Annotated in this window: 10 protein-coding genes; 6 read left to right on the top strand and 4 right to left on the bottom strand. The window is 71.2% G+C overall.

Annotation, left to right across the window (positions count from 1 at the left end; genetic code table 11):
* The first annotated feature begins 122 nt into the window (after window positions 1-122).
* Window positions 123-1,001 (top strand): alpha/beta fold hydrolase, encoded by an 879-nt coding sequence (locus tag ACH4K1_RS19135; protein ID WP_398090465.1) that lies wholly within the window; start codon window positions 123-125, stop codon window positions 999-1,001.
* Between the two features lie 349 nt (window positions 1,002-1,350).
* Here the strand turns inward: ACH4K1_RS19135 and ACH4K1_RS19130 are convergent, their stop codons facing one another.
* The gene (locus ACH4K1_RS19130) at window positions 1,351-1,728 is read right to left on the bottom strand and encodes a DUF1963 domain-containing protein (RefSeq protein WP_398090464.1); all 378 of its coding nucleotides are present in this window, start codon (window positions 1,726-1,728) and stop codon (window positions 1,351-1,353) included.
* Window positions 1,729-2,327: 599 nt separating this feature from the next.
* On the opposite strand from ACH4K1_RS19130, the gene ACH4K1_RS19125 reads away from it, so the two are divergent.
* Window positions 2,328-4,061 (top strand): fibronectin type III domain-containing protein, encoded by a 1,734-nt coding sequence (locus ACH4K1_RS19125; RefSeq protein ID WP_398090463.1) that lies wholly within the window; start codon window positions 2,328-2,330, stop codon window positions 4,059-4,061.
* A gap of 676 nt (window positions 4,062-4,737) precedes the next feature.
* On the opposite strand, the gene ACH4K1_RS19120 is transcribed toward ACH4K1_RS19125, so the two are convergent.
* From ACH4K1_RS19120 to ACH4K1_RS19110, 3 genes are all read right to left on the bottom strand, one after another.
* Entirely contained in the window at window positions 4,738-5,346 is a 609-nt protein-coding gene (locus ACH4K1_RS19120) for a DsbA family protein (RefSeq protein ID WP_398090462.1), read from the bottom strand.
* A gap of 376 nt (window positions 5,347-5,722) precedes the next feature.
* Window positions 5,723-7,288 carry an alpha/beta hydrolase gene (locus ACH4K1_RS19115; RefSeq protein ID WP_398090461.1) on the bottom strand — a complete coding sequence of 522 codons (1,566 nt, stop codon included), beginning with the start codon at window positions 7,286-7,288 and terminating at the stop codon, window positions 5,723-5,725.
* Window positions 7,289-7,374: 86 nt separating this feature from the next.
* Entirely contained in the window at window positions 7,375-7,644 is a 270-nt protein-coding gene (locus ACH4K1_RS19110) for a hypothetical protein (protein ID WP_398090460.1), read from the bottom strand.
* A gap of 351 nt (window positions 7,645-7,995) precedes the next feature.
* Here ACH4K1_RS19110 and ACH4K1_RS19105 point away from each other — a divergent pair, with 351 nt between their 5' ends.
* The 4 genes from ACH4K1_RS19105 to ACH4K1_RS19090 are packed head-to-tail and all read left to right on the top strand — an operon-like array spanning window position 7,996 to window position 12,826.
* Window positions 7,996-9,045 (top strand): NAD(P)-dependent alcohol dehydrogenase, encoded by a 1,050-nt coding sequence (locus tag ACH4K1_RS19105; protein ID WP_398090459.1) that lies wholly within the window; start codon window positions 7,996-7,998, stop codon window positions 9,043-9,045.
* Window positions 9,046-9,074: 29 nt separating this feature from the next.
* Window positions 9,075-10,904 carry a glycoside hydrolase family 15 protein gene (locus ACH4K1_RS19100; RefSeq protein WP_398090458.1) on the top strand — a complete coding sequence of 610 codons (1,830 nt, stop codon included), beginning with the start codon at window positions 9,075-9,077 and terminating at the stop codon, window positions 10,902-10,904.
* A complete protein-coding gene (locus tag ACH4K1_RS19095) occupies window positions 10,901-12,262 on the top strand; it encodes a glucose-6-phosphate dehydrogenase (RefSeq protein ID WP_398090457.1) in 1,362 nt (453 codons plus the stop codon). The genes ACH4K1_RS19100 and ACH4K1_RS19095 overlap by 4 nt, the downstream gene beginning before the upstream one ends.
* A gap of 21 nt (window positions 12,263-12,283) precedes the next feature.
* Window positions 12,284-12,826, top strand: a complete 543-nt coding sequence (locus ACH4K1_RS19090; RefSeq protein WP_398090456.1) for a gluconokinase — start codon at window positions 12,284-12,286, stop codon at window positions 12,824-12,826.
* Window positions 12,827-12,933: the final 107 nt, after the last annotated feature.

The following is a 12,933-nucleotide window of genomic DNA, read 5'->3' as shown; positions in this document are numbered from 1 at the left end:
TCCGCGGGCCGCTCGCGCCGACGCGTACTGATCGGCTGCTGATCGCCGTCGCCCACGCTGAACCCGTCAGTCACCGGACCCAAGGCTTTCGCCGGTCCACCGACCCCAGGAAAGGGCTCTTCATGACTCTCACCATCCCCGGTTTCGACCACGTCCGTCTGCCCGGGGCCGACGGAGTGGAGCTGGCCGCCGCCGTCGGCGGCAGCGGCAGCCCGGTCGTGCTGCTGCACGGCTTCCCCCAGACCCACCTGATGTGGCGGCACGTCGCCGAGCGGCTCGCCGGCGAGCACACGGTGATCTGTCCCGACCTGCGCGGCTACGGCGCCAGCGAAAAGCCGGCTGCCGCCGGCCCCGACGTGTACTCCAAGCGCACCATGGCCGCCGATGCCGTCGCCCTGGCGGCGGCGCTCGGCCATGAACGCTTCGCGCTGGTCGGCCACGACAGGGGCGCCCTGGTCGCCTTCCGGGCGGGGCTGGACCACCCCGAGACCCTCACGCACCTGGGCATACTCGACGTCGTGCCGACCCTGGACATGTGGAACGTCCTGCACGGTGTCCCGGCAGCGGTCGGCTACCACCTGTTCCTCATGGCGCAGCCGCCGGGACTGCCGGAGACGATGATCGGCAACAGCGCCGACGCCTTCTTCGGCTCCTTCCTCGACGCCTGGGCCAGGAACCCGGCCGCCATACCGGAACCGGTCCGGGCCGCGTACCTGCGGGCGAGCGCCGCGGCCGTGCCGTCGATCGTCGCGGACTACCGTGCCTCGGCGGGCATCGATGTCACACACGACCAGGCGGACCAGGACGCCGGCTCCCAGTTGGCCATGCCCGTGACGGTCGTCCAGCAGGACTGGGGCGCGCGTCTGGGCTACGACGCCGCCGCGCTCTGGCACGCGTGGGCGCCGGACCTGGACCACCGGCTGACCGGCGCGGGGCACTTCATGGCCGAGGAGGCGCCCGACGAGATCACGGAGGCGATCCGCGAGCTGCTGCTCCGCTGAGCCCGCCGGCCGGGCCACGGGAGGCGGGCGGGCCTGACGGTCCCGGCCTCGGCGCCCGAGCGATCCGGCGACCGCTGCCCGGTCCGCCTCCCTGCGGCCGCTGCCCGGGGAACACCGAGCGACGCTCACCAGAGCGCGGCAGCACCTCACGGATGTACAACCGTCCTCTTCCGCTCCGCGGGCGGGGCGGGCCGGGGCGGGGGGGGCGGCACCGTTGCGGGGCGGACCGATCGACACCGAGCTGCGCACGGCCGTGGAGGAGCGGTGGGTGACGACACGGACCGGATGAACGTGTGAAGGGGGGCGGCCGGTGAGCGCAGGGGGAAGGGGCCGTTCCCGCCCCGCGCGGTCAGGCCATTTCGACGTAGCGGTGGACCCGGTCGAAACGCCGGGCCGCCACGTCCCGGCGGCGGATCACCCAGTGGGCCACGCCGGAGTCCAGTTCCGTGACGTCATCGCCGCACCTCCAGGTGGCCAGAAGAGCCCAGTCGTCGGGGCGCTCTCCGTGGGCCGTACCGCCTTGCTCGGAGGGGCCTGTCTCCTCCGAGCCACGGGCGTAGTGAACGGGGTCGTTCTGGGGCGAGACCGGGTGGCCGCCGATCTGCAAGGCCCAGGGCGGGCGGTAGCCGCCCACGTGTGCCCAGGCGTCGCTGATTTCGTCGGCGAGTTCGAAATGCTCGTCCTCGGGAAAGTCGCCCCATCGGTCGAGGGCGAAGCTCTCCGGCATCTGCCCGCTCGACCGGTGCCAGACCGTGCGCAGTTCACGCGGCCGGTACGGCTCGCGTCCGCTGTGTGCGAGAGGGCGCCGTCCACCACCGGCTCCACCGGACAACCGCCCGGGGCCGGTCCGGCCTGCCGGAGCCGGCTCACCGCGGCCCCACGCCCTCGCGGTGGCCTAGGGGAACGAGACCGACTGGGCGATGGGGGGCCAGGTGCTCGCCGACAACGGTTTCCCGTCATGGCCTACGACGTGCCTCTGGCGGTGCGTACGAGCGGGGCGCCCACCCGTTCTCCGTGTCCGTGCGTGGCGAGGACAGCGAAGAGACCAGCACCCCGTGGCAGCGTCCGGCGGCGGGCTCGAAGGGGTTGCGCCCGCTGGAGCCCGCGGCACGGGTGCCGCTGTACGGCAGGCTCACCGACCGCTTCGGCGCGGACGGGGTCCTTAAAGCCTCGTCAGCAGGGGGAAGCAGACAGTAAGATCCAACCCCAGGCGTGTAGCAGTCCGCCTCTGCTCAACTCCATTTCATCTCGTTTCGCGCCATTCCGCCCTCTCTGCGCGCGTATTGCCGTGCGTACACGGCGGGCCACATGAAGGGGCCACCCCAGTTGAAGACCAGTACCCGGCTGAGACCGGTGTCCGCAGCCGTCGTCCTCGCCACGGCGGGGGGTTTCCTCGCCGCCTCGCCCGCGTCGGCCGCCACTCCGTGCAAGACCAACCACTTCACCCGCAGTTTCTATCCGAACACCACCTTCTCCGGTGCCCCGAAGAAGACCGACTGCGACAAGGTGCTGGACCAGAACTGGGGCGTCGGGGCCCCGGCCTCCGGCATCCCGACGAACAACTTCGGTGTTCGCTACAGCCTGGTGCGCGACTTCGGCAACGGCGGCCCCTTCAGCTTCACCGCCGCCGCCCGTGACGGCGTCCGCATATACCTCGACGGCGTACGCAAGATCAACTTGTGGAAGAACGTCTCCACCACCCAGAAGAAGACCGTCAACGTCACGATCCCCAGCGGCAAGCACACGCTACGCATCGACTACGTGAACTGGACCGGCGCCGCCAACGTCTCCTTCGCGTACGCGCCCCGCACCTCGGCGGCCGTCGACAAGACCAAGCCCCGCACCCCCGCCGATATCACGGCGACGTACGACACGACCACCGGCAAGTCCACCGTTCGCTGGTCCTCGAACGTGGACATGGACCTCGCCGGATACCGCGTCTACCGCCGCCTCAAGGGCACGGCCGCCTACACCGAGATCGCCCGGACCACGGCCACTTCGTACGTGGACACCCCGCACGCCACCGGCCAGGTCTTCTACTACGAGGCCCGCGCCTATGACAAGGCGGCCAACGAGTCCACCGGCACCGCCGACCTCCCCGTCGTCACCGCCGACAAAACCGCTCCGGCACGCGTCGTCCCCACCGTCACCATGGGGACCGATCAGACACGCGAGAGCTACCTCCTGACCTGGAAAGCCGTCCCGGACGCCGCCCGGTATCGCGTGCTGCGCCTGATCCTGCACTCCAGCACCCCCAGGGTCTGGACCGAGGTCGCACGGACCACCGACACCACCCACACCGACTACGTGCCGGCACTGGGCGCGAACATCGCCTACCGCGTCGAGGCGTACGACACCGCAGGTAACGCGGCCCCCGCCTCCACCGTCGACGAGGTGTACCCGAACGCCTCCTGGCACCCCCGGCTCAACGACATCACCCTCTCCTACCAGGGCAGCGACACCGCACTCCTGCAGTGGACCCAGCCACTGGACACCTTCGCCATCCGCTGGTCCGAGTACCGCCTGCACCGCACCCTGAGCACCGCCGGGTCGTCCGGCGAAGCGGCCGGTCCGGAACACTGCCTCTCCCTCAGCTACCGGCAGGAAGCCGGGCGCCTCAGCTTCCGCTGCACGGCCACCGTTACGCCGGGAGCGACGAACACCTTCGCCGTGGAGCCGTATCACGACGCCACGATGCGCGCTCTGCCCAGCGACCTCATATCCGTCACGGTCCCGGCCGCGCCCGCCCCCGCCACTGGTTTCCGGGCCCTCCTCGACGGCAACCTCGTCAACCTCAGTTGGAACCCCGCCGCTCCCGGAGCCGTGGATCACTACGAGATACACGACGGCTTCTGGTACCCGGCAACCACACCCGACACCAAAGACCGGTTCTACTCCCTCAACAGGATCAAGGTCCCCGGCGACGCGAGTTCGCTCAGATGGCCCTACCTTGCCTCCTCGAACCAGTGGTACGTCATCGTTGCCGTCGCCGCAGACGGTACGAAGAAGACTCTGGAGCAGTCGCCGCGCATCCCTTCCCCCGCACCCCCGGCAAACTGACGCCATAGAGGCCCGCCCAGATGGGCCCTCGTGATCCCGCCCGGTGCGGCAGAGCTGCCGACGGGCCGCCAGGCCCCTGCGGGGAAGGATCACCGGGGCGACAGGGAAGAGGGCTTCGAGAGCCCATCGCGCCGCAGGTCAGCCGCACGCGTGAGCGCCTCCGACAAGGAGTTGAGGGGATATCGAGCGGGGAGGAACTGGACAACCGGTCGGCCGGGGCTGCAGCAGCACACGGGGACACCGACGGATTGGTCGGCCCGGCACGCCCCGAGGGGCAGACTGCCCCCGACCAGGTCGCGGAGCGCACGCGGGAGCAGCTCGTCCTCGACCGGCTGGTCGCCGCCGCCCCGTGGCGACCGGGCGGGCCCCGGGAGAAGCCGACCGAGCCGACCAAGCTCACGCCCGCCCCGCCCCCAGAGGGTTCAGGAACCTGCACGCGGAGACCGGCTCTCCGGTCGGCGCACCGAAACCGTCCCGCCCCGGCCCAGGCCGGCCGCCCGGCTCGAAGGACCAGCGACCGGCCACTCAGCCACGACGGGGAAGAATGGGACTCTCACACGGCTTCCCCGAAACCGACGTCGACGTGGCCCGGGGCCCGCCCCGGGAACCCGGGTCCTGGACCGCTCAGGTCGCCGTTGCCGCGACTCCGCCGAACGCCTGTGGTCAAACGTCACGCTCAGTCCAGGTTCAACTCGGCGAGGAACGCTTCGGGGGTCACCGCATAGCCCATGGGGTTGATGACGGTGACGGGGCGGCCGTCGAAGAGCACGGTGGGTGTGCCCGTGACACCACTGGCCTCGAAGGCCGCCGAGACACGGCGGGCCCAGGGGAGGTAGAAGCCCTCGGTCACCTTGCGGTCGAAGTCGGGACCGCGCAGCCCGTCCACCTCCTCGGCCAGACGCAGCAGGACGCCGGTGTCGGCGAAGGCATCATCGTCCTCGGCGGGTTGAGAGGCGAACAGGGAGCGGATATAGCGCAGGGCGGTCGCCGCGCCCGCGTCGGACGCCGCTCCCACGGCGCTCAGCGCGCACAGCGACCCGGTGCCGCCGGCTCCGCCGTCGATGAACGTGGCGAACTGGTGCTCGAGGGTGACGTGACCCTCCTCGGCCAGCTTCTCCATGACCGGGCCGAGACCTCGCTCCATGCGTTTGCAGAAGGGGCACCGTAGATCGGCATAGACCCGCAGGGTGTGGCCGGGCTGTGCCCCGGCGCCCTTGCCGTAGACGAGGGTGGTGCCGCCGGGGCCGGCAGTGTTGGCCGGTGCAGAGGTGCTCGATGACGTCATGGTCGCCTTTCGGACGGCTGTGCGGACGCGCTTCCCTGACGAAGGCGGCGGCGCGCACCCCTTCTCGGTGAACTGCCCACGACCGACAGGTTCGCGTGATGCTCCCGGACGGGAATCGGCACCGATCGTGTCAGGAAGGCTCCCGGCACAGGAGCCCTGACGAGGCCGTACGCCCGCGAGCCACTCCCCCGGGTGACAGCGTGCGGCCCTCTGCTGAAATCCCGGCGGCAACGAGGTTCACCGGGCCGGTGGGGACACCGGACTCCGAGAACGCGGGCCGGTCCGCTGACGAGGACGGGGCTGCCCAGCCGGAGGTCGGACAGCCCCGCAGCAAGGTCTTCCACCGCCTTCTACCAGGAGGTACGTCTGCCAGGGCTCAGCGGCCGGAGAAGGGGAGGCGGGCCGGCGCCGTGGCGGGGCCCGGCGAGGCGGAACGGGAGTCTCCCGCCGGAAGCGGGTCAGCCGCGCAGGCGATGTCCCGGGCCGGAAGCCTGCCGGTGGTCAGATAGTGCGTGGCGACATCGTCGGCGCATGCGCTGATACCGAGCGAGTACACCCCGTGGCCCTGCCCCTCGTCCACCGTGACGAGCCGGGAGCCCTTCATCGCCCGACGCATGCCGAGTGCGGTGGCCAGAGGGGTCTGCGCATCCCATTCGTTCTGGACGATGAGTGCGGGCGCCTTGTTGTCGATCGTGGTGGCCGCTTCGATCGGGCGGTCCCAGTAGGCGCAGGGGAAGATGTTCGAGACGGAGTCGCCGTACAGGGGGTAGCGGACGCTGTCGCGCCGGGCGTCGGCTCGGTAGACGGCGGAGGCGGTGGGCCAGCGGGTGTCACCGCACACGATCGCGAGGTAACTCGCCAGCTCGTTGTCGGTCGGTACGAAGGTCGGAAAGGTCGGGACGGGCTTGCCCGCGGCGGCGTCCCGAAGCAGCCCCAGGGTTCTGGCGGCGACGGACGGGTGGGTGATCTCCCAGCGGATGTACTCGCGGACCTCGGCGCCGTCGAACCTGGTACCGCCGAGATCGAGCGGCTCCCGGTCGGCGCGCGCCACGATGTCCCAGAACAGCCTCTCGACCTCGGCGGGCGTGTCACCGAGTCCGTACCGTGCCGCATGACGAGCGGTCCAGTCCGTCCAGCGGTCGAACGCGGTCTCGGCCTGTTCCGCCCAGGCCTGCCCCATGCTCCTCCAGACCCGCTTGGGGTCGACCGCGCTGTCCAGGACGAACCGGTCGACCCGGCGGGGGTACAGCTGGGTGTACACAGAACCGAGATAGGTCCCGTACGAGAGCCCGAAGTAGGAGATTCTCCGTTCCCCGAGGGCCGCGCGGATGAGGTCCATGTCGCGGGCGGTGTTGCGGGTGGTGATGTGCCGGAGCGTTTCCTTGCTGCGGTTACGGCACCGGTCCGCGATGTCGCGCGCCCAGGCGACGTCCTTGGCGAACGTCGCGTCCTTGTAGGGCCGGTACGTCAGCCGTTCGTCGGCGGTGGTCGTGCCACAGGCGAGCGGAGTGCTGGCGCCGACCCCGCGCGGATCGAAACCGATCAGGTCGTACCGGTCCTTCACGGACTGCGGCAGAAAACCGCTGAGTGCCAGGGGATAGAAGAGCCCGGAACTGCTGGGGCCGCCCGGGTTGAAGAGGAGGACTCCGCGGCGTTCGGCCGGGTCGGCGGCTTTGATCCGCGACAGCGCCACAGCGATCTCCTTGCCGCCCGGCTTGCGGTGGTCGAGAGGCGCCTTGAGGGTCGCGCACTCGACGGTGGCGGGGGTGTCGCCGCCACACCCCTGCCAGGTCAAGGAGGAGGTGGCCGGGGCGGCCGCCGACGAACCGGGACCGGCCGCAGTCGCGGCCACGGCGGTGGTCGGGGTGCTGAGAAGCGTGGGGGCGAGTAACGCGGCGATACCCAGGGCGATCTTGGAGGTCGCTCTTCGTCTCAGGAGCAAGGGAGTGCCTTCGTTCGCTGGGATGGTGAAGGGCGCCCAACGGTCCGGAGGGACGGACCGCAGGGCCGGCGGACAGGCTAACGGGCCTACGGAACAGCCGAGTTCGGACCGCTCTCCCAGACGTCCTTCACGGCGGGCCCGCCGGCGCCGCTCCTCGGTGCGGCGCTCGGCGGGGACGTAGCGGTCACGGTCGCCTCCGTCGTGGTGACGGCGATGGGCGTCGCTTTCGAGAGGTCGCAGCTGTTCGCGTTCTCGACGCTTCCCGACGCCTTCGCGGCGGCATCGTCGGACGCGGCCGCGACGTCGAAGGCCGGCGCGTACACCGGGGTCCGGACGGCGACCGAGGCGACCGGCACGGCGACGGTCCCTCTGTCCGCTCCGCGGCCCTCGCCCCGGGCGGTTACGTCACCAACACCGCCGACGACCCCGTCGCCCGGCCCGACTCGGCGCCGACCGTCCCCCTCCTCGGCTTCACCGTCGTGCCGGCGGCCGTGATGGCCCTCGCCCTGAGCCACCGGCGCCGCTACACCCTGGACCGGCGCGACGGCTGACGCCCCGCCGCGGGCGCTTCACTGAAACGGCGCACCGGGGAAGCGGCGGGATCGCGGGGTGGGCCGGGCTCTGAGAGCGTGGGAGAGCACGCTGTCCATGAGGGACCTTCGACGTCTGTTCGTCGGCCGCGGCGTGCCAGGCAGGAAGGCCGGACCGTGAAGACTTTTGTGATGAAGGAGATCGGCAGCGTCGGCTTCATGGAGAAGCCGGAGCCGCAGCCGGGGCCGGGCGACGCGGTCGTGCGGACGACCAGGGCCCTGATCTGCACCTCGGACTCCCACACCGTCCAGGGCGGCATCGGCCCCCGGGAGAATCTCACGCTGGGCCACGAGGCGGTGGGGGTCGTGCACGCCGTCGGCGCCGAGGTGAAGGACTTCCGGCCCGGTGACCGGGTGCTGGTCGGCGCCATCACTCCCGACTGGGGCGACCCGGCCTCGCAGAACGGGTATCCGTCGCAGTCCGGCGGCCCGCTCGGCGGCTTCAAGTTCGCCAATTCCAAGGACGGCGTCTTCGCGGAGTACTTCCACGTCAATGACGCCGACGCCAACCTCGCGAAGATCCCCGACGGCATCTCCGACGAGGCGGCGGTCTACTGCGCCGACATGCTGTCGACCGGGTTCATGGGCGCCGAGAAGGGCAGCATCCCGATCGGCGGGACCGTGGCCGTGCTGGCGCAGGGGCCCGTGGGTCTGATGGCGACGGTGGGGGCCCGGCTGTGCGGGGCCGGACTGGTCATCGCGGTCGAGTCGGTCCCCGAGCGGAAGGCTCTCGCGCGCACCTACGGCGCCGACGAGATCGTGGACTTCACCAGCGAGGACGTCGTCGAGCGGATCGGCGAACTGACCGGGGGCCAGGGTGTCGACACCGCCATCGAGGCGCTCGGCGCCGACGCGACGTTCCAGACGGCGGTCAAGATCACCAAGCCCGGCGGCACGATCTCCAACATCGGCTACTTCGGCGACGGTGAGTTCGTCCGCATCCCCCGCGTCGAGTGGGGCGTGGGCATGGCCGACCAGACGATCGCCACGGGCCTGTGCCCCGGCGGCAGACTGCGCATGGAGCGCCTGCTGAGGATCCTGGAGGCCAAGCGCGTGGACCCGTCCCACATGACGACCCACGAGTTCCGCTTCGACGACATGGAGCGCGCCTTCGAGGTGGCGGACAAGAAGCTCGAGAACGTCGTCAAGGTCATGATCACCTTCTAGGCGCGGTCCCCGGGTGGAAGTGAGACGGCATGCACGATCCTGATCCCCCCTTCCGGCCTGTCCGACGGCACGCGGACTATCTCCCGCTGGAGGACTTCGGTCTCATCGGCGACGGTTCGACGGCCGCGCTGGTGGGCCTGGACGGTTCCATTCCCTGGATGTGTCTGCCCCGCTTCGACTCCGAGCCGCTGTTCTGCGGCCTGCTGGACCCCGCGCGCGGAGGAAGCTTCGCGCTGGCCCCGGAGGGGCTGACCGAGGCGCGGCAGCGGTACGAACCCGACACCGGCGTGCTGATCACCGAGCTGCGCGGTCCCACCGGCGTGGTCCGCGTCACCGACGCCCTCGTCCTGCGCCCGGGCACCGATCTCACCGACGACGCCCCCGCGCACCGGGGCGAACTCGTGCGCTCCGCCTTGGTCCTGGAGGGCGACGTCCGGCTGCGGATGGATCTGGAGCCCCGCGGCGGAGGGCAGGTGCGCCCGTTGTTCAGCGGGCTGGAACTGCGCCCGTCCCGGCGGCCCGACCTGCGGCTCCATCTGCGTTCCAACCGGCCGCTCGCCCATCTGAAGACCACCTATGACCTGCGGCAGGGGGAACGGCTCGATCTCGCGCTGTCCTGGGGCCGCTTCCATCGCCACCACCGGTTCGACACCGACGCGATGCTCCGGGCCACCACCGACGCCTGGCGCGGCTGGATGCGGCACTTCAGCTACGACGGTCCCGAGGAACCCCTCGTACGGCGTTCCGCGATCACGCTGAAGCTGTGCGACGACTGGGTCAACGGCTCGATGCTCGCGGCCCCCACCTCCTCGCTGCCCGCGCCGATCGGGGGGATCCGCAACTGGGACTACCGCTACGCCTGGATCCGGGACGCGGCCTACGGCGTCTTCGCCCTGCGCCGGATCGGGTTCGACGGCGAGGCCGGCGCCTTCCTCGGCTGGGTCCTGGACGCGTTCGAGTACAGCCGCAGCCCCCGGATCATGTACTCCCTGGACGGCAGCCCCGTACCGGACGAGATCGAGGACGGCGAACTGGCGGGCTACCGGCGTTCCGCCCCGGTGCGGTGGGGCAACGGCGCGGCCGACCAGCGCCAGCACGACGTCTACGGCGAGATCCTGGACTGCGCCGACCAGTGGCTGCGCTCCGGCGGCGAGATCCAGCCGGCGCTGTGGGCCAGTCTGGCCGGGCTGGCCGACAGCGCGTCGCAGGCATGGTCCCAGCCCGACCAGGGCATCTGGGAGGTCCGCAGCAAGGGCCGGGTGTTCACGTACTCGGCCGGAATGTGCCAGGTCGCCCTGGACCGGGCCGCGTCCATCGGCCGCCGGTTCAGCCTTCCCGGGGGTGTCGAGGGGTGGCAGTCCTCGGCCGACCGGCTGAGCCGGCTGATCCTGGAGGAGGCCTGGGACGAGAAGGCGCAGACCCTGAGCGCGCACCTCGACGGCGGCGGGGTCCTGGACGCCAGCCTGCTCGCGCTCCCGTTGCGGCGGGTCGTGCCGACCGATCACCCACGGATGGCGGCCACCACCGCGGCCATCGCCGGGCGTTTGTCGGCCGGTGACGGTCTGCTCCACCGCTATCTGCACGAGGAGTCGCCCGACGGCCTGGCCGGCGATGAGGGCGCCTTCCTCCTGTGCAGTTTCTGGCTGGTCGACAACCTCATCGGGCAGGGGCGCGTCGAGGCGGCGGAGGAGCTGTACGCCTCGCTGTGCGCCCGTGCGAGCCCGCTGGGGCTGCTGTCGGAACAGATCCATCCCTCCACCGGAGAGTTCATGGGCAACTTCCCCCAGGCCTTCAGTCACATCGGAGTCATCGCGAGTGGTGTGAACCTCGCCCGAGCGAGAGCGGACCTCAGCACATGATCAACCGGCTTGTCGTCCTCGGCGGGACGGGCGACCTCACCGCCCGCTACCTCCTGCCCGCCCTGGCCGCTCTGCGGGCGGCGGGACACCTCGGCGACCGCTTCCAACTGACCGGCGCCAGCCGTGAGGACTGGACCAGCGAGCGGTACCGGCAGTGGGTGACCACCCAGCTCGACCGCCATGGCGGAGACGCTCCGGCCGATGCCGCGAAGGCCGTAGCGGACGCCGTCCGCTACCGGCGGACCGATGTCACCGACCCCGCCGACGTCGCCTCGGCCATCGCCGGGGAGGGGCCCGTGGCCGTCTACCTCGCGCTCCCGCCGGTGCTCTTCCCCGTCGTGGTCACCGCACTGCACGAGGCGGGCCTGCCGGCGGGAAGCCGGGTCGTGCTGGAGAAGCCGTTCGGCGAAGACCTCGCCGGGGCGCAGGAGCTGAACCGTCTCCTCGCCGGTCTCGTGCCGGAGCAGGCCGTGTTCCGGGTCGATCACTTCCTGGCCATGACGACCGTGCAGAACGTGCTCGGCAGCCGGCTCGCCAACCGCGTCCTCGAAGCCACCTGGAACAGCAGCCACATCGCCCAGGTGGACATCGTGTGGGACGAGACGCTCGCGCTGGAGGGCAGGGCCGGTTATTACGACTCCGTCGGCGCGCTGAAGGACATGGTGCAGAACCATCTGCTGCAACTGCTCTGCCTGGTGGCCATGGAGCCGCCGATCACCCTCGGCGAGCGGGACCTGCGCGACCGGAAGGTCGATGTGCTCCGGTCCGTACGGCCCCTGACCGAGGAGGACGTCGTACGCCGCACCCGCCGCGCCCGCTACCTGCCCGGCCGGATCGGTGACCGGGACGTGCCCGCCTACGCCGACGAGGAGGGCGTGGACCCGGCACGCGGTACGGAGACCTACGCCGAGGTGGAACTGGAGCTGGACAGCTGGCGCTGGGCGGGGACCACCTTCCGGCTGCGCAGCGGCAAGGCGCTGGGCGCCGACCGCAAGGAGGTCGCCGTACACTTCCGGTCCGTTCCGCACCTGCCCATCGGCCAGGGCGGTGAGGCCCTGCCCAACGTGCTCCGTTTCGGACTCGAACCGGAGGGGCTGGCCCTGGACCTGACCAGTATCGGAGCCCGTGCCCACACCCTCTCTCCGCTCTCGCTGACCGCGCGCATGGAACCGCCCGAGCTGCCCGCGTACGGCCGACTCCTCCTGGACGTACTGACCGGGGATCCCGCCATGGCCATCCGCGGGGACGAGGCCGAGGAGGCCTGGCGGGTTCTGACACCCGTACTGACCGCGTGGGACAACGGCCTCGTTCCGCTGGAGGAGTACCCGGCGGGCTCGGACGGGCCGCCCGCGCGCTGATCGAGTGGAGGAAGTACCGGGATGTCTCACAACGCCCCCTCCCGTCCCCCGTGCATCGTGGTCGCCGGTGTCTCCGGGACCGGCAAGACGACCGTGGCCCTCCTGCTGGCGGAGCGGCTGGGCGTCCCCTTCGCCGAGGCGGACGACCTCCACACGCCGGCCAGCATCGCCAAGATGTCGGCCGGCGTCCCGCTCGACGACTCGGACCGGAGCCCGTGGCTGGAGTCCATCGGTTCCTGGCTGCACGAGCGCGAAGCGGCCGGCACCGGCGGTGTGATCGCCTGCTCCGCGCTGAAGAGGAAGTACCGGGATGCGCTGCGGGTGGACTGTCCGAGCGTCTACTTCCTGCACCTGACCGCCGACCCCGGCCTCCTGGCACGGCGCCTCAGCCGCCGCACCCGGCACTTCATGCCGGAATCGCTCCTCGACTCGCAACTGGCCGCGCTCGAACCCGTCGCACCGGACGAGCCCGGAGCCACGCTGGACGCGGCGCCGCCCCCGGGCGACATCGCCGACACCGCCCTGGGGCTGCTGCCCGGGCAGGCCGGCGAACACCGCGGCTGACCGGCGTCGGCGTACACGACCGGCGCATCGCTGACCCGGCGGCCCCCTCCACCACCTGGTGGAGGGGGCCCGCCCCTCTGTACCGGCCGACCGGGGTACGCGTCGCC

Origin of the sequence: Streptomyces sp. NPDC017448 (genome assembly GCF_044330565.1) — a bacterium.
Taxonomy (GTDB): Bacteria; Actinomycetota; Actinomycetes; order Streptomycetales; family Streptomycetaceae; genus Streptomyces.
Note: the sequence above shows the minus strand (reverse complement) of the source record. Positions and strands in the feature narration are given on the sequence as shown.

What these genes read in the sequence shown, in the direction of transcription:
- ACH4K1_RS19135 (WP_398090465.1), top strand. Translation starts at nt 123, where the DNA reads ATGACTCTCACCATCCCCGGTTTCGACCACGTCCGTCTGCCCGGGGCC.
- ACH4K1_RS19130 (WP_398090464.1), bottom strand. Translation starts at nt 1,728, where the DNA reads ATGCCGGAGAGCTTCGCCCTCGACCGATGGGGCGACTTTCCCGAGGAC.
- ACH4K1_RS19120 (WP_398090462.1), bottom strand. Translation starts at nt 5,346, where the DNA reads ATGACGTCATCGAGCACCTCTGCACCGGCCAACACTGCCGGCCCCGGC.
- ACH4K1_RS19100 (WP_398090458.1), top strand. Translation starts at nt 9,075, where the DNA reads ATGCACGATCCTGATCCCCCCTTCCGGCCTGTCCGACGGCACGCGGAC.
- ACH4K1_RS19095 (WP_398090457.1), top strand. Translation starts at nt 10,901, where the DNA reads ATGATCAACCGGCTTGTCGTCCTCGGCGGGACGGGCGACCTCACCGCC.
- ACH4K1_RS19090 (WP_398090456.1), top strand. Translation starts at nt 12,284, where the DNA reads ATGTCTCACAACGCCCCCTCCCGTCCCCCGTGCATCGTGGTCGCCGGT.